This window comes from Bradyrhizobium agreste (assembly GCF_016031625.1).
In the GTDB taxonomy this organism is placed as follows: Bacteria; Pseudomonadota; Alphaproteobacteria; order Rhizobiales; family Xanthobacteraceae; genus Bradyrhizobium; species Bradyrhizobium agreste.
Map to the genome: position 1 here is coordinate 223,079 of NZ_JACCHP010000005.1, position 15,617 is coordinate 238,695.

The following is a 15,617-nucleotide window of genomic DNA, read 5'->3' on the forward strand; positions in this document are numbered from 1 at the left end:
GCGTCACCTCTCCGAGTCTCAGGCGCGAGGGGCCCCGAACGCCGCCATCACCTCGGCCAGCATCCGCTCCTGCTCTCCCCCATAGCGCGGAGAGAAATGAAAGGGCTCGACGCGGCGGACATTGGCTTCCCGTGCAACTTCTCCGGCAGCCGTGGTGGTAAGATGAGCCCGCTGCTTCGCTATTGTGGCGTCCGCGTCCGCAAACGCCGCCTCGATGAAGAGGATGTCTGCATTCTGAATCAGCGCCACGATGGCGGCACGATTGGCCGGCGTGTCGGCAACATCGGTCACATAGGCGATTTTCTGGCCGGCAGTGACCGTCACAAGATCGCGCAGGCTTGAGAGTGGCACGAGGCGATCCGACTTGGCCGCTTCTTCGATACGGATCAAATGATCTTCCGCGCGACGCTCGACGACGGCCTTCTTTAGCGACAGCAACCAGGAACCGACGGGCAGTCCACGCTCCGCCAGCCTATTCTTCCATACGTTGACATGGGCCGCTTCCTGCAGCGCAAAACCGAGGCAGGGCGTGCCATGCTCAAGGATCGCGGCTGACACGCGATGGGTCGGTTCATCGCAGAGTACGCCCGCAGTGGTCTTGCGAGAGGCGGATGGCTCTGCCGCGAAGCCTTTCCGCAGCCGGAACCGCGTGGTGGAGATGGAATCTTGCGCTCCAAGTTCGCTGACGTCGAAAACAAGATCGCAGGGATAGTTTTCGACCAGGTTCCAGCGATAGGCCTGAAGCTTGTGAAAGACGTGCTCGGCCAAGCCGGGCGGACCGAACAGCTGTACCGATTTCTCGTGCCCGACGAGCAAACGCAGCAGATGGTCGAAGCCAACGAAATGATCGATATGCGCATGCGAGACAAAGACCTGATCGACGCGTCGGATCTTCCGTGGCGCCAATGAAGCAATCTCTCCGATATCGAACAGCAGGCTTCGCTTCTCGAACAGTGTCTCGACATAGACCGTCGGATCGCCGTAGCGACCGTTGACCAGGCTAGGATGGAAAAGCGGTCGCATGACAACAATTCTGCTGCAACAGTTCCAAATGCATCTCCCCTCATCTTAGGGGACGGGGATGGATTCCGCACCGGGCAGGATCGAGCTAGAATACATCAATCGGATCGAGGAGAGAGCCATGAAACTCGTTTCAAGCGCCTTCGCCGATGGTGCCGCAATTCCGCGACGGTTTACCTGTGATGGCGAAAATCTTTCGCCACCTCTGCAATGGAGCGACGCGCCGGAGGGGACGCGGAGTCTCGTCCTGCTCTGCGACGATCCCGATGCGCCCGCCGGCAAATGGCATCATTGGGCAGTCTACGACATTCCGCCGGCGGTCACGGAATTTGCGATCAACGCCGCGCAGAACGCCAGAATGAAGCAAGCCGTCAACGATTTTCGGAAGGTGGGCTATGGCGGCCCGTGTCCGCCGCATGGCCATGGGCCTCATCACTATCATTTCCGACTGCTTGCCCTCTCGATGGAGGGCCTGCCGACAAAGGCCAATGCATCCTGCGCCGACATCGAGCGAGAGGCGCGCAAGCACGTGATCGCGGAGGCGACCCTCGTCGGTTGGTACGAGAGGTAGGCGAAAGAATGCCCTAAAGAGCGATGCGATCGGGATCAATCGTCATCGCACTTTAGGTTATTGTTTGAGCATGATCTCTTCGGAAAACCGCCACGCACTTTTCCGGATCATGCTCTAGATGTCGTAATACAAATGGAACTCGTAAGGATGCGGTCGCAGCCGGATCGGGTCGACCTCCTTCTTGCGCTTGTAGTCGAGCCAGGTTTCGATCACGTCAGTGGTGAAGACGTCCCCGCGTAGCATGAATGCGTGGTCGCGCTCGAGCGCGTCGAGCGCCTGGTCCAGCGATCCCGGCGTGGACTTCACCTCCTTCGCCTCCGCAGGCGGGAGGTCGTAGAGATTCTTGTCGATCGGGCTGCCAGGGTCGATCTGCTTGTCGATACCGTCGAGGCCGGCCATCAGCATTGCAGCGAAGGCCAGGTAGGGATTGCAGGAGGGATCGGGTGAACGAAACTCGACGCGCTTTGCGCGCGGATTCGGCGAATACATCGGAATCCGGCAGCAGGCGGAGCGATTGCGCTGGGAGTAGACGAGGTTGATCGGAGCTTCATAACCCGGCACGAGGCGCCGGTAGGAGTTCGTGGTGGGGGCGCAGAGCCCGCACAACGCCCAGGCGTGGCTCAAGAGCCCGCCGATATAGTAGCGCGCGAGCTGGCTCAGCTCGGCGTAGTCGCCCTTATCGTAGAACAAATTGGTCTCGCCCTTCCAGAGCGACTGGTGAACGTGCATGCCCGAAGCGTTGTCCTCGAACAGCGGCTTCGGCATGAAGGTCGCGGTCTTGCCATGCTGATGCGCGGTATTCTTCACCACGTATTTGTAGATCATCAAATTGTCGGCCATGCGGGTCAGCGTGGTGAAGCGCATGTCGATCTCGTTCTGGCCGCCGGTCGCGACCTCATGGTGATGGGCTTCGATCTGGATTCCCAGAGATTCCATCGTCAGCACCATTTCGGTGCGCAGCGCCTGCATGCTGTCGGTCGGAGGAACGGGAAAATACCCCTCCTTGGGGCGCGGCTTGTGCCCCAGATTCGGCCCCTCCTCGGCGCCGGTGTTCCAGCTGCCTTCGCTGGAATCGATCTCATGCATGGCGTAATTGATGCCCTGACCGTAGCGCACCTCGTCGAAGACGAAAAATTCCGCTTCCGGGCCGAAGTAACTCGTATCGGCGCGACCAGTACCCTTGAGATAGGTTTCAGCCTTCTGAGCGATATGGCGCGGATCGCGGCTATAGGATTGGCCGGTCACGGGGTCGCGGATGTTGCAGATGAGGACCAGCGTCTTTGCTGGGCTATAGGGGTCGAGGAAGGCCGTCGTCGGATCGGCGACGACCAGCATGTCGCTCTCCTGAATCTCCTGGAAGCCGCGGATCGATGAGCCGTCGAACCCGACGCCCTCCTCGAGCGCATCGATGCTCACCGCGCTCGGCGGGACGGAAAAATGTTGCCATACCCCCGGCAGGTCAGTGAACCGCAGATCGATCATCTCGATCTTGTCGTCCTTGATCGCCTTCACGAGATCTTCCGCCGTCGCACATTTTGGAAACATGGCTCGCTCCCTGCATCATTGAGATGCGCGTCTTGCGGGTCGCGTTGCCGTTCAGCCGCAGCCGAACGGCTTGCGACGGATTATGGTCCATACTCCGTTGCCGCCCCTCCAGCCTCAATCCGGCTTGGCGGCATTTGCAGTCAGCGGCACGCCAGCTGCTTCAGCTTTGGTGAGGCCCTCGCATCAGCTTCATGGCGTCTTCGATATGCCGCCAGGTCTTGGCGAGCTCAAGCTCGCCCTTCGACTCGAGCTCGATGGCATTCTGGGCGGCTTCCGCAATGGCCTTGGGGCCATGTGCTTCCAGCAACTGCCGAGCATAGTCGTGGATTTCGATTTCTCGCATGGCGTCACCTCCCTCTTGTCCTCGGCGCAATACGAATGACGTGCGGCCCGGGACGATAGACGTCGACACCTATCAAGCGCGGCTAGTCTGCATCCTGGTGCAGGCACTCGCAAGGGCTCTTTCCGGGGCATGGGCCGCGAGGATTTGGATGCGGCTCCAGTCGCGGCGACACGGCGCAGGTCGGAGGGATGCATTTTCGCAGTTGCGTCACCATCTAACCGGAAGAAGGGAGGTGAGCATCATGCGCATCCAACATTGGCAAGACGCTGCAAGCCTGCTCGTGGGCCTTTGGCTGGTCCTTTCTTCCTTTATCCTGGGCTGGTCCGGGGCGCCTGTCTGGGTCTCCATCGCGCTCGGGCTCGGTGTCGTGCTGTTTGCCATCGAGGCATTTGTCATCCCGTCCTATCTGGAAGAATGGGGAGAAATGCTGCTGGGCCTGGCTCTGCTACTGGCACCTTGGACCTTTGGCTATGAGCCGGTATCGGCCACGGTGAGCAGCGTGCTGTCCGGTATACTGGTGATCCTGCTCGCTGGCTGGGAGTTGATGACCGATCGCGATTTCAGCACCTGGTGGCACGATCGCTGGCATCGCCTGGCCGGCTGAAAAGAGGTGCTAGTCTGGCGCTCGCCGACCGCCATTTGCTGGCGGTCGGGAGTTCGAGATCGGCTCGCTCGGGCGCGTTGCCGACGCCTCGACGCGAACGCCGGTGCAGGGCCCCGCGGTCCTGCACCAGGATCAACCCATCACGATGCTGCCCTCGGCTCGATCGGCTGCCAGATGCTGATCTTGCGCGTCTCCGGCATCAGGAACAGCGCGAGCAGGAAGCATACCGCGGGGACCGCGATCGGATAGATCAACGCGTAGCCGATGCTCCCGGTCGCCGCGAATGCCGCCGACGTGATGAACGGCACCAGTCCGCCACCCCAGCCATTGCCGATGTGGTACGGCACCGAAACCGACGTGTACCTGATCCTGCCCGGAAAGAATTCCGCCAGGAACGCGCCGACCGGCCCGTAGACCATCCCAACGTAGCAAACGAGGATGAAGATGATGAAGATCGCGGTCGGATAGTTGATGTTGCCGGGCTGCGTGACCGCTCCCAGCCATAGATACAGCGGATAGTACGTGATCGCGGCGAGCAGCATGCCGCCCAGGATGACCGGCTTGCGGCCGATCTGATCCGACAGCCAGCCGAAGAAAATCAGGCTCGGTGTGGCAATCAACAGCGCTGCTCCCACGATGTAGGCGGAGGTCAGCGGGTCGACCTTGGAGACCTGCTGAAGGAAGTACAGCGCCCAGAACTGACCGCTGTACCAGACCACGCCCTGTCCAATCAGGACCACGATTGCGATCCCGATGAATTTGACGTTCGCGCTGAGGAATGCCTCCTTCCAGGGATTCCTCGTCATCTGGCCACGGGCCCTGATCTCCTGGAAGATCGGCGTCTCCTGGAGCTGGAGTCGAATGTAGATCGCGATGGCTACCAACAGGAAGGACACCAGGAACGGAACGCGCCAAGCCCATTCGTCGAAGGCCTGGTTGCCGAACCAGGTCCGTGTCAGGATGATCACCGCGAGTGACACCACGATCCCGAGAGTCGGAGAAGTCTGCAGCCAGCCCGTGTAGTAGCCGCGCTTGTCATCCGGCACATGCTCCGCGACATATGTGATGGCGCCGCCATATTCGCCGCCCAGGCACAGACCCTGGATCATGCGCAGGCCGAATAGAAGGAACGCCGCCGTGAGACCGATGGATTGGTAGGTCGGGATCAACCCGATTGCCCCCGTACCCAGTCCCATTCCGCTCAGTGTGATGAGGAAGGTATATTTTCGCCCGACCCGATCGCCCATCCATCCAAAGAGGAAAGCTCCCAACGGACGGATCAGGAACCCTGCAGTGAACAGCGCGATCGTGCTGAGGAGAGCCGCAACCGGGTGGGACGGCTCAAAGAACTTGACCGACAGAACTGCGGCCAGGCTGCCAAAGATATAGAAATCATACCATTCGATGACGTTTCCAACCGACGCGGCAACAATCACGCGGCGAAAATCGCTCGGTACTTGAACTGCCATGTGCTGCTCCTATCAATTCAAACGCTACTCCGGGCGCCTCTTCAGCGCTCATTCGCTCGCGGAGTACGCTTGGTGCGCGACGCTACAGGCGAGAATTGCGAGTTGCGTCCGCAACGCCTGGTCTCAGGGACGCTCGAGTCACCTGAGAAAAAGCTCCAGCGGTCTCTTCGATGCCGCGAGCTATCACGACCTGCCCGTCTGCCGGGGAGGTATAGAAGCAGTGTAATCCCGCTCGCGCTGGCCTCTTATGAGACTTTCGGCTCAATCGACCGAACCGAGGCTGACCCCCGCGTCGAGGGTGATCGCATCAAGCTGATCAAGAAGCACAGCGGGGGAAGGCAGCCACAAGGGGCACAATCACTTCATCGACAAGGGGCTCGTTGCCGATGTCGAAGGCAACAGGGTCAGGCTGTCCGGCAAGGCGTCGGTGGCCGTGACCATGGAGAAGGAAAAGTAGGGCGCTCCGCCGCTCGTTCCTGATCTGTACCGCTATTCGCACAGCTGCACGGTCCGGTAGCCTGCGTACCCGTCGTGTATCGTTGGGTGCAGGGGTATGGCGGAGCCGGGGCGGCCAGGACGCTCCCAGGGAGTTGCCGGGACGTGGCCGGTCGGCCGCGCCGCACCGGCTGGCGGCTTTGCGCCGGCGGGCTTTGGCGTCTGGCCGGCCATCGTCGAAACGCTGCGTCAATGGGCGCGCGCCGAGGCCGGGCCTGGCCGGCTGTTGCCCTGGGTGCCCGTCGCCTTCGGCGGCGGCATCGCGCTTTATTTCGCCGCAGATCATGAGCCGGTGCTGTGGGTGGTCGTCGCGACGGCGGCCGTTCTCGCCTTTGGCGCCGTGCTTCTGCGGCGGAGCCGGCTGTTTGCGCCCGCCATCATGCTCGCGGCGGTCGCCGCCGGCTTTGCCATGGCGACATGGAAGACGGCGCGCATCGCTCATCCCGTGCTGGCCAAGCCGCTCTACTCGGTGTCGCTGTCGGGCTTCGTCGAAGCGCGCGACATCCGCGAGCGCACCGATCGCTTCGTGCTGCGCGTCAGCGCGATGGAGGCGCAGCGCAGCGACGTCAGGCTCGAGCGCGTGCGCCTGTCGGTGCGCAAGGGCACGGCGCCCGAGGTCGGCAGCTTCGTGCAATTGAAAGCGCGGCTGTTGCCGCCGATCTCGCCGGTGCGCCCCGGCAGCTATGATTTCTCGCGCGACATGTTCTTTCAGGGCATCGGCGCCTCCGGCTTCGTGATGGGTGCGATCACGGCATCGACGCCGCCGGATGCCGGCGGCTTGCGGCTGCGCTACGCCGCCTTCATGCAGGGCCTGCGCGACGCGATCGACGCGCGCATCCGCGCAATACTCGAAGGCGACAACCGCGCGATCGCAACAGCGTTGCTCACCGGCCGGCGCGATGCGATCACCGCGCCCGTGAACGATGCCATGTTCGTCTCGGGGCTCGGCCATGTGCTGTCGATCTCCGGCTATCACATGGCGGTCGTCGCCGGCGTCATCTTCTTCGCGGTGCGCGCGCTGCTGGCCTTGATCCCGGGGTTGGCGGCCGGCTTTGCCATCAAGAAATGGTCGGCGGCCGCGGCGCTGGTCGCGGCCGCGTTCTACCTCTTGCTCTCGGGCGCGGAGGTCGCGACGCAACGCTCGTTCTTTATGACGGCGGTGGTGCTGATCGCCGTCATGGTCGACCGCCGTGCCATCACTTTCCGCACGCTGGCGGTGGCGGCGCTGATCGTGCTCGCGGTCGCGCCGGAGGCGTTGGTGCATCCGAGCTTCCAGATGTCCTTTGCCGCGACGCTCGGACTGGTGGCGCTGGTGCAGATCGGCATGCCGAACCTGCTCGCATCGCCCGATCATTCGGCGACAGCGCGGATCGCGCTGTGGGGCGGCCGCGAGATCGCGATGCTGTTCCTGGCCTCGCTGATCGCGGGGCTCGCGACCACGCCATACGCCGCGTTCCACTTCCATCGCGTGACCCCATACGGCGTGCTCGCCAATCTCGGCGCCATGCCGGTGGTCTCGGCGCTGGTGATGCCGGCCGGGCTGTTGGGGCTGCTCGCGGCACCCTTCGGGCTCGACGGCGTGTTCTGGTGGTTGATGGGGATCGGCATCGAGTGGATGGTCCAGGTCGCGCGCTGGGTGGCGGCCCTGCCGGGCGCGGTCGGCCGCATTCCCGCCTTCGGCATCGCGCCGCTGATCGCAGCCAGCTTCGGGCTCATCGTGATGGGGCTGTTGCGCACGCCTTTGCGCTGGTCCGGCGCCCTGGTGCTGCTGGCAGCGATCCTCTGGGGGCTGTCGGTGCGGCAGCCCGACATCCTGATTGCCGGGGACGGCGCGAGCGTCGCGGTCCGGGGCGGGGATGGACGCTTGCATGTGATCCGCGCCGGCAAGGACGGCTTCCTGCTGAAGGAGTGGTTGGCCGCCGATGCCGATCCGCGAGATGCCGGCAACGCCTCATTGGCGAGCGGCGTGTCGTGTGACGAGTCCGGTTGCGTAGCGCCGCTCGCGGATGGACGGCTGATCGCGTTGGCGATGCGCATCGACACGCTCGCCGATGATTGCAGCCGCGCCGCGCTGGTGGTGACGGCGCGGCCCGCGCCGTCCGATTGCGCGGCGATGGTGGTCGATCGGGCGCGTCTTGCCAGTCAGGGCGCGCTGGCCTTGATGCGGAGCGGAGAGGGTTTTTCGGTGCAGGCGGTGAGGGCGAGGGGAGCAAGCCGTCCCTGGCTGCCTGCCGGCGCCGGCGAGGGGGATTTCGACGGCAGCCTGGTGCCAAAGACAGCCGTGCCCCGCAACCGGGACGCAACGCCATCAGAGGCCGACTTGCAGGCCGACGATTGAGGATGATGCAGGGGAAATCGGTCCGAGGGGGATTCCCGCGGGAGGCAAAACCATACCATCTCGCCGGCCTCGGCCGGCGATGGCATGTAAATCTCGCCCTCGACTTCTCAGCCGGAGGGCAACGGCGTCAGCCGATCGGCAGGCGCGTGATCGTGGGCCGCGTGTCGGCGACGATCTGCGGCTTGTGCTCGCGCTCGGGGGCTGGCTGCGTCACCGGCAATTGCAGCACGGTCGCGCGCTGGCCTTCGACGAGCTGGGTCACCAGCACGTATTTGCCGTCGGGAAATTCGATCGCATCGTGATGGCGATCGGGAATGTGCGGGTCGATCTTGCCGAACTTGCCAACGCGGGAGTTGACGGTGCGCGTCCAGATCCAGCGGTTGTCGTAACGAACGTTGTCGGCGAAAGCGAGCTCCGTTCCCGGCAGCAGGCAGACCGCGACAGAGAGATCGGCTTCGGAGGCGAAGCCGCGTGTCGAGGTGCCGCGGAAGGTTGTCGTGACGATCGTCTCGCCGACTTGTGCGGGGCGGGTCGCAACGGCGTGCAGGCTGTAGTCACACATCGGGGTGCTCCTCTTGCGAAGATAGCAACCCGCGCCTCTTCTGAGGCGCAGGCCTCTATCAGAGTGGAAGTATGCAACGCTCTGCTTGGTTATAGGCAAATCTACGGCTGCGATTTGCAAGCTGCAATCACATTATCTTTCCCGAATCCAATAGGAACAAAGCCGACGTCTGTGCATTCTGAAGGCACCATGTCAGCGCCCCGCGGGCGCCGACCAATCCGAATATTGCCCACTCGAATTCGGAGGCTGTGCGATCGCATTCCGCGCCTTGCGGATATGCTCGTTGGTCGCCGATTGCTCGCGCACATGGCGGTGCGCTTGTGTGGCAATGGCTTGCGATGCCAATGGCGTCTCCTCGAACTCTCAGGTCGCGAAGCGATGTTGCTTCGCGTGGCGTGTCGAGGATGCTGCGCCGGAGCAGGGGCCGGACAATCTGAGCAGAACGGAAAAACCATCCAGCCGGAGCGGAAATGATACGCTCCAACAGGTGTCGAACGACCGCAGGACCGCTCAGTACTTCCGGTAAAGCCCGATCAGCTTGCCCTGGATCTTCACGCGGTTCGGCGGAAGAATGCGGACCTCGTAGGCGGCATTGGCGGGTTCGAGCGCGATCGAGGCGCCACGGCGGCGGAAGCGCTTCAGCGTGGCTTCCTCGTCATCGATCAGGGCCACCACGATGTCGCCGGTATCGGCGGTTTCGTTGCGCTGGATCAGCGCCATGTCGCCGTCGAGGATGCCGGCCTCGACCATCGAATCGCCGCGCACTTCGAGTGCATAGTGCTCGCCCGAGCCGAGCATATCCGGCGGTACGCTGATGGTGTGGCTGCGGGTCTGCAGCGCCTCGATCGGCGTGCCGGCCGCGATGCGGCCCATCACGGGCACCGCGACGGGGCGCTCGCCCTCGTCCGCAGGCGGGCTGGAGCTCGCGCGCACCTTGCCGAGATTGCCCTCGATCACGCTCGGGGTGAAGCCGCGGCGATTGCCGGCGGCGGCCTGGAGCTCGGGCAGCTTGATCACCTCGATGGCACGGGCACGGTTGGGCAGGCGGCGAATGAAGCCGCGCTCCTCGAGCGCCGTGATCAGGCGATGGATGCCTGACTTCGAGCGCAGGTCGAGCGCATCCTTCATCTCGTCGAAGGAGGGCGGCACGCCGCTTTCCTTCAGACGTTCGCTGATGAACCGCAGAAGCTCGTATTGTTTGCGCGTCAACATCTCGACCAAAGTCCCCCGGTTGATGTCGTTCGATTCCGAGACGATGAAGTCGGCAATAAGCCGCTACATCCTCGAAACAAATCATGAACGGACACTATATGTTCGATATGTGTTCCGCAACTGCTTAATTTACGGTGAACGAGGCCAAACTCGCGGAATACGTGTGGCCGGGCAGCTCAGACGGGCAGCCGGAGCACCTCGCAAGGCGTGCCGGCCTCTGCCTTCGGTGCGAACGGTGCGCGCACCAGAAGTACCTGTGCCGCAGCGAGATTCGCAAGCAGAGAGGAGTCCTGATGGCTGACGGGAAGGGCGACGCGCGTGCCGTCGTCGCGCACCTCCAGCCGAGCACGCAGATAATCCTCGCGCTGGTCGTTGGCGCCGAGATCGCGACCCAGCACGGCACGCTCGCGCTGATGATGAACCGCTGAACGGCCCGTCAGGGCGCGAATCAAGGGCACCATGAACAGGAAGGCGCACACATATGACGACACGGGATTGCCGGGCAGGCCGATCACGCGCATTGCCCCTATTCGACCGTGCATCATCGGCTTGCCCGGCCGGATCGCGATCTTCCAGAATGCCATCGCGATGCCTTCGCCCTTGAGCGCCTGCTGGACCAGATCGTGGTCGCCGACCGACGCACCTCCGGTCGTGATCAGGATGTCGGCACCGCTCTCGCGTGCGCGGCGGATGCCTGCGGACGTCGCCTCCAGCGTATCGGCGGCAATTCCGAGGTCGATGGTCTCGGCGCCCTCGCTGCGGGCGAGCGCGTGCAGGGCATAGCCGTTGGAATAGACGATCTGACCGGGACCGGGCGCGGCGCCCGGCATTACCAGCTCGTCGCCGCTGGCGAGAATCGCGACTTTCGGGCGGCGGATGACGGCGAGCTGCGGATGGTTCATTCCGGCGGCGAGGGCGAGATCGCGCTCGGTGAGGCGGATGCCCTTGCGCAGCAGCACGTCGCCTTCGCGGAAGTCGACGCCCGCAGGGCGGATGTGCCGGCCGCAAATGGCGGCTTCCTTGATCGTGACATGCTTGCCGTCGGCAATCGTGTCCTCCTGGATCACGACGGCATCGGCGCCGTCGGGAACGACGCCGCCGGTGAAGATCCGCACCGCTTCGCCGGGGCCGACCCTTCCCGCGAACGGCCGGCCCGCCGCGACCTCGCCGACGATGGTCAACCTGGAATCGATGGCCGCGTCGGCCGCGCGCACGGCATAGCCGTCCATCGCCGACATCGCCTCCGGCGGCTGCGTGCGCCGCGCCGCGACGTCGCGGGCGAGCACACGATGGTAGGCCTCGTCGAGGCCAACCATCTCTTCAGCCAGCGGCTCGGCGCCGGCCAGCACCGCGGCGAGCGCGTCAGAAACCGGCATCAGGGCCACGGGCGAACTCCTGCTGGGCGCATCAGTCAATGGACGGCGAGAGTTCTAGCCGAGCGGAGGCGTGAGGCAAAGCAGCGCGCAGGATGATTTGTGCCTGCGTGATCGCCGGTGAGTGGAGGGCGGCTCAACTCCGCCGCGGCATGATGCGGAAGGCGAGACAGACCGGCACGAGGATCGCCATGGCAAGGACGAGAACGACGAGTGCCACGGCCAACATCGGTCATCGCTCCGTCGGATCGCCCGGACTGATGTCCGCGACGTCGGGCGCCTTGGGGCCCTGATCCTTATCGGGCAGCGGATCCGCCTGGGATTTCAGGTCGGCGGCCTTGCTGATCAGCTTGGCGGAGAGGTCAGAATCCGAGGTGGTTCTGGCGAATTCGAGCAGGAGAGAGGCTTGCTTGGTGAGATAGGTCTTGCCCAGCACGTCGATCAGTCCAATGTAGAAGTCCCAACGGACTCATGAGTCCGACAGGCGGTATTCCGTTCCCGGAACTCTGTATAAAAATGCACAAAGTGATTGGGTTCCTCATCTCCAGCAAATTTAGCTCCGGGAACTGAGCACGATCCGGGCCTTCCGCGGCTCAGATCCCCAGTTCTTTCAATGCGTTCCCGACATCGCGCGGCGAGGTGACATGCACGGCGGTCAAGCCGCGCGCCCGCGCTCCCTCGATGTTCTCGGCGAGGTCGTCGAAGAACACGATGCGCTCGGCCGGCACGCCGATCGCCGCGACGACATGGTCGAACGCCTCGGCATCCGGTTTGCGCAGGCCGATGCTGGACGACAAATACAGCTCGCGGAAATGGCCGAGCAGACCGGCATATTCCTTTGAGAAAAAGTCGACGTGCGGCCGATTGGTGTTGGAGAAGGCGTAAAGCGGCATCTGCTTCGCCGCGCGCGGCAGCAGCTCGGCGATATCAGGCATCTCACCGGCGAAGATCGCGTTCCAGCCTTCCAGGAACTGCGCATCCGAGATGCCGATCCCGAGCGAGGACCGCAGCGAGGCGAAATAGTCCGCATCGCTGATCTTGCCCATCTCGTGCAGGCGGTAGGCCTCGTCACGCACATAGCGCGCGATGATGGCCTCGGGCTGACAGCCGGCATGTCCCGCCCAGCAGGCGATCGCCTTGGAGAAGTCGATGTCGAGCACCACGCGCCCGAGGTCGAACAGCAGCGCATCCGCGCTGCCGGGAGAGAGCGATGTCATTGCGTCCTTTTCACTTCAGTATGGCACGTCAGTAACGATAGGGCTCGTGGTCGAACAGCGGGAACGCGCTGAACACGCTGGGCGCGTTGGTGGCGGTCGCCGGATGCAGGCAGGATTTGTCGATCTCGGCGAATGAGGTGGCGCCGAGCAGGCCAAGGCAGCGCAGCACCTCGTCTTCGAGCAGCTCCAACATCCGTGCGACGCCGGCTTCGCCGGCTGCCGCGAGCGCCCAGCATTGCAGCCGGCCGATGCCGACGAGGTCGGCGCCCGCCGCGATCGCCTTGACGATATCGGTGCCGCGACAGAAGCCGCCGTCGACCATGATCCTGGCGCGGCCCTTCACGGCCTCGACGATCTCCGGCAGCACGTGCATGGCGCCACGGCCGTGGTCGAGCTGGCGTCCGCCATGGTTGGAGACGTAGATCCACTCGACGCCGTGATCGAGCGCGATCTGCGCATCCTCGGCCGTGGCGATGCCCTTGAGGATCAGCGGAATTTTGAACTTGTCCTTGATCATCTTCACGGTCCGCCACTCCAGGCCCTTCTGGAAATCGCCGCCCGTGGCGCGCAGGCGGCTCTCGCGAACGTAGCGCTTGGCGATGTCACGTTCGCGACGGCTGTAATGGGCGGTATCGACGGTCAGGCAGAAGGCGGCATAAGCGTTCCTCTCGGCCCGACTGACGACGTCGGCAACGAAGGCATCGTCGCCGCGGACATAGAGCTGATAGAGACGCAGTGCATCGGGGGCGGCCTCGGCGGTCTTCTCGAGGCCGGGCTCGGACACCGAGCTCAGCATGTGCGCCGCGCCGAACCTGCCTGCAGCGCGCGCGACGCTCGCCGCGCCATCCGGATCGAAGATCTCGAGTGCGCCGACGGGAGCCAGCACCACCGGCAGACGCAGCTTGCGGCCGAACTGCTCGACACTGCCATCGACCCTGCGCACGTCGCGCAGCACGCGCGGGCGGAAGGCGATCTCGTCGAGCGCCATGCGGTTGCGCCGCATCGTGGTCTCGGTCTCGGCGGCGCCGACGATGTAGTCCCACGCGTTCTGGTTGAGGTTGGCGCGCGCCTTCCGGATGAACTCGTGCAGGTTCTGGAACGGCTCGTCGCTGGCACCGAGCTCGACGTTCCGTTCCGGCCGGATGCGGGGCGCTTCATTCATTGTTGTCCTCCCGAGAATTTGAAGTCTTGTCGCCATCGCCTATCGCGTCCGGCCCTCCAAAACCATCCTAAAATCGCATAGCTGCGAAGCGTGGCCGGCCCGACCGGTGTGGTGTTGCTTCGAAACAGTTTCGGAACGTTGCCAAAAGTTTAGGTCAAGGCGAAGGGATTTCTTCGGCCTCCCCGGCGGCGGTGGCATCCCGGCCTTGAAGAAAACAGAATGGTATTGTGAGAGATGGGCTGGATCGCCATTTGCATGGCGCCTCCCAGCCTCAAGAGAACCGCCAAGCAAAAGGCACCCTCATCCATGCGGAAAACCCTGCTGTTCCCCTTGGGCGCGCTCACCGGAGCGTGTCTGACCCTTCTGGTAGCCAGCCCGCAGGGCGGCGTATGGGCGGCGCGGGCGGCAGTGAGCGCGGATGATGCTTATTCCCAGCTCAATCTGTTCGGCGCGGTGTTCGAGCGGGTCAAGGCCAGCTATGTCGAGAAGCCCGACAATGCCAAGCTGATCGAGGGGGCGATCACCGGCATGGTGACCTCGCTCGACCCGCATTCGCGCTACATGAACGCCAAGGCCTGGACCGAGATGCAGGAGACCACCTCCGGCGAGTTCGGCGGGCTCGGCATCGAGGTCACGATGGAAGATGGCCTCGTCAAGGTCGTCTCGCCGATCGACGACACGCCCGCTTCGAAAGCCGGCATCATGTCCGGCGACCTCATCAGCAAGATCGACGGCGAGGCCGTACAGGGCATGACGCTCGAGCAGGCGGTCAACAAGATGAAGGGACCGGTCGACACCAAGACCAAGCTGACCATCATCCGCAAGGGCGCGGATGCGCCGCTCGACGTTGCGATCACGCGCGAGATCATTCATGTGCGCCCGGTGCGCTTTCACGTCGAGAACGGCGACATCGGCTATATCCGCGTCACATCGTTCAACGAACAGACCACCGACGGCCTGAAGAAGGCGATCGCCTCCGTCTCCAAGCAGGTCCCGCCGGAGAAGCTCGCCGGCTACGTGGTTGATCTGCGCAACAATCCGGGCGGCCTGCTCGACCAGGCCGTCTCGGTGTCGAGCGCCTTCCTGCAGCGCGGAGAGGTGGTTTCGACCCGCGGCCGCAGTCCGGAAGAAACCCAGCGCTTCACCGCCCATGGCGGCGACCTCACCAAGGGCAAGCCGATCGTGGTGCTGATCAACGGCGGCTCGGCCTCGGCCTCGGAGATCGTTGCCGGCGCGCTGCACGACCACAAGCGCGCGACGCTGATCGGCACGCGATCGTTCGGCAAGGGCTCGGTTCAGACCATCATTCCGCTCGGCTCCGGCAATGGCGCGCTGGCGCTGACCACGGCGCGCTACTACACGCCGTCGGGCCGCTCGATCCAGGCCCAGGGCATCGCGCCCGATATCGAGATCCTCCAGGACGTGCCACCGGAGCTGAAGGGCCGGATGGACACCATGGCGGAATCCCAGATGCGCGGCCATCTGTCGGCCGGCGAGGGCGGCGAGCAGACCGGATCGCAATCCTACGTCCCGCCGGAAGAGAAGGACGACAAGGCCCTGCACGCGGCCTACGACTTCCTCCACGGCGTCACCGCGAATGCCGTCGCCGCCAAGCGCGCGACGAAGGCTGCAGTGCCGAACTAGATCTTACTAGCTCCAGATGATGGATCGCCCGGGAACGGATGACCGTTTCCGGGCGATTTCGT

14 protein-coding genes and 1 pseudogene are annotated in these 15,617 nt (G+C 63.9%); 5 read left to right on the top strand and 10 right to left on the bottom strand.

The features are described from left to right. Nucleotides 1–18: 18 nt before the first annotated feature. Nucleotides 19–1,023, bottom strand: coding sequence for a ribonuclease Z (locus HZZ13_RS09555; RefSeq protein ID WP_197959363.1), 1,005 nt, complete (start codon nt 1,021–1,023; stop codon nt 19–21). Between the two features lie 118 nt (nt 1,024–1,141). Between HZZ13_RS09555 and HZZ13_RS09560 the strand changes: the two genes are divergently transcribed. Next, complete coding sequence (locus tag HZZ13_RS09560) at nt 1,142–1,591, top strand: YbhB/YbcL family Raf kinase inhibitor-like protein (protein WP_197959364.1); 450 nt, start codon at nt 1,142–1,144, stop codon at nt 1,589–1,591. 114 nt (nt 1,592–1,705) lie between these two features. On the opposite strand, the gene glnA is transcribed toward HZZ13_RS09560, so the two are convergent. After that, nucleotides 1,706–3,136: a type I glutamate--ammonia ligase gene (gene glnA / locus HZZ13_RS09565; protein WP_197959365.1), complete on the bottom strand. Its 1,431-nt coding sequence runs from the start codon at nt 3,134–3,136 to the stop codon at nt 1,706–1,708. Nucleotides 3,137–3,296: 160 nt separating this feature from the next. Beyond that, nucleotides 3,297–3,479, bottom strand: a complete 183-nt coding sequence (locus HZZ13_RS09570) for a hypothetical protein (protein WP_074120097.1) — start codon at nt 3,477–3,479, stop codon at nt 3,297–3,299. A gap of 241 nt (nt 3,480–3,720) precedes the next feature. Between HZZ13_RS09570 and HZZ13_RS09575 the strand changes: the two genes are divergently transcribed. Further along, nucleotides 3,721–4,083, top strand: coding sequence for an SPW repeat domain-containing protein (locus tag HZZ13_RS09575; protein WP_197959366.1), 363 nt, complete (start codon nt 3,721–3,723; stop codon nt 4,081–4,083). Between the two features lie 140 nt (nt 4,084–4,223). Here the strand turns inward: HZZ13_RS09575 and HZZ13_RS09580 are convergent, their stop codons facing one another. Further along, nucleotides 4,224–5,552 (bottom strand): MFS transporter, encoded by a 1,329-nt coding sequence (locus HZZ13_RS09580; protein WP_197959367.1) that lies wholly within the window; start codon nt 5,550–5,552, stop codon nt 4,224–4,226. Between the two features lie 288 nt (nt 5,553–5,840). Here HZZ13_RS09580 and HZZ13_RS36730 point away from each other — a divergent pair. Both HZZ13_RS36730 and HZZ13_RS09585 read left to right on the top strand, forming a co-directional pair. Beyond that, a pseudogene (locus HZZ13_RS36730) lies at nt 5,841–6,009 on the top strand (DUF2171 domain-containing protein); the annotation flags it as partial. Nucleotides 6,010–6,105: 96 nt separating this feature from the next. Beyond that, complete coding sequence (locus HZZ13_RS09585; protein WP_197959368.1) at nt 6,106–8,385, top strand: ComEC/Rec2 family competence protein; 2,280 nt, start codon at nt 6,106–6,108, stop codon at nt 8,383–8,385. A gap of 127 nt (nt 8,386–8,512) precedes the next feature. On the opposite strand, the gene HZZ13_RS09590 is transcribed toward HZZ13_RS09585, so the two are convergent. From HZZ13_RS09590 to HZZ13_RS09615, 6 genes are all read right to left on the bottom strand, one after another. After that, complete coding sequence (locus HZZ13_RS09590; RefSeq protein ID WP_197950186.1) at nt 8,513–8,947, bottom strand: hypothetical protein; 435 nt, start codon at nt 8,945–8,947, stop codon at nt 8,513–8,515. A gap of 510 nt (nt 8,948–9,457) precedes the next feature. Continuing rightward, entirely contained in the window at nt 9,458–10,159 is a 702-nt protein-coding gene (gene lexA, locus HZZ13_RS09595) for a transcriptional repressor LexA (protein ID WP_197959369.1), read from the bottom strand. A 176-nt stretch (nt 10,160–10,335) separates the two neighbouring features. Continuing rightward, a complete protein-coding gene (locus tag HZZ13_RS09600; RefSeq protein WP_197959370.1) occupies nt 10,336–11,544 on the bottom strand; it encodes a molybdopterin molybdotransferase MoeA in 1,209 nt (402 codons plus the stop codon). A gap of 220 nt (nt 11,545–11,764) precedes the next feature. Continuing rightward, complete coding sequence (locus HZZ13_RS09605; protein ID WP_197959371.1) at nt 11,765–11,968, bottom strand: hypothetical protein; 204 nt, start codon at nt 11,966–11,968, stop codon at nt 11,765–11,767. Between the two features lie 157 nt (nt 11,969–12,125). Beyond that, nucleotides 12,126–12,749: an HAD family hydrolase gene (locus HZZ13_RS09610; RefSeq protein WP_197959372.1), complete on the bottom strand. Its 624-nt coding sequence runs from the start codon at nt 12,747–12,749 to the stop codon at nt 12,126–12,128. A 28-nt stretch (nt 12,750–12,777) separates the two neighbouring features. Then, nucleotides 12,778–13,911: an alpha-hydroxy acid oxidase gene (locus HZZ13_RS09615; protein WP_197959373.1), complete on the bottom strand. Its 1,134-nt coding sequence runs from the start codon at nt 13,909–13,911 to the stop codon at nt 12,778–12,780. A gap of 306 nt (nt 13,912–14,217) precedes the next feature. On the opposite strand from HZZ13_RS09615, the gene HZZ13_RS09620 reads away from it, so the two are divergent. Then, on the top strand, nt 14,218–15,555 hold the full coding sequence (locus tag HZZ13_RS09620) for a S41 family peptidase (protein ID WP_197959374.1): 1,338 nt from the start codon (nt 14,218–14,220) through the stop codon (nt 15,553–15,555). The last annotated feature ends 62 nt before the right edge of the window (nt 15,556–15,617 follow it).

What these genes read in the sequence shown, in the direction of transcription:
- HZZ13_RS09555 (WP_197959363.1), bottom strand. Translation starts at nt 1,023, where the DNA reads ATGCGACCGCTTTTCCATCCTAGCCTGGTCAACGGTCGCTACGGCGAT.
- HZZ13_RS09570 (WP_074120097.1), bottom strand. Translation starts at nt 3,479, where the DNA reads ATGCGAGAAATCGAAATCCACGACTATGCTCGGCAGTTGCTGGAAGCA.
- HZZ13_RS09585 (WP_197959368.1), top strand. Translation starts at nt 6,106, where the DNA reads ATGGCGGAGCCGGGGCGGCCAGGACGCTCCCAGGGAGTTGCCGGGACG.
- HZZ13_RS09560 (WP_197959364.1), top strand. Translation starts at nt 1,142, where the DNA reads ATGAAACTCGTTTCAAGCGCCTTCGCCGATGGTGCCGCAATTCCGCGA.
- HZZ13_RS09610 (WP_197959372.1), bottom strand. Translation starts at nt 12,749, where the DNA reads ATGACATCGCTCTCTCCCGGCAGCGCGGATGCGCTGCTGTTCGACCTC.
- HZZ13_RS09575 (WP_197959366.1), top strand. Translation starts at nt 3,721, where the DNA reads ATGCGCATCCAACATTGGCAAGACGCTGCAAGCCTGCTCGTGGGCCTT.
- HZZ13_RS09590 (WP_197950186.1), bottom strand. Translation starts at nt 8,947, where the DNA reads ATGTGTGACTACAGCCTGCACGCCGTTGCGACCCGCCCCGCACAAGTC.
- HZZ13_RS09580 (WP_197959367.1), bottom strand. Translation starts at nt 5,552, where the DNA reads ATGGCAGTTCAAGTACCGAGCGATTTTCGCCGCGTGATTGTTGCCGCG.
- HZZ13_RS09620 (WP_197959374.1), top strand. Translation starts at nt 14,218, where the DNA reads ATGCGGAAAACCCTGCTGTTCCCCTTGGGCGCGCTCACCGGAGCGTGT.
- glnA (WP_197959365.1), bottom strand. Translation starts at nt 3,136, where the DNA reads ATGTTTCCAAAATGTGCGACGGCGGAAGATCTCGTGAAGGCGATCAAG.
- lexA (WP_197959369.1), bottom strand. Translation starts at nt 10,159, where the DNA reads ATGTTGACGCGCAAACAATACGAGCTTCTGCGGTTCATCAGCGAACGT.
- HZZ13_RS09615 (WP_197959373.1), bottom strand. Translation starts at nt 13,911, where the DNA reads ATGAATGAAGCGCCCCGCATCCGGCCGGAACGGAACGTCGAGCTCGGT.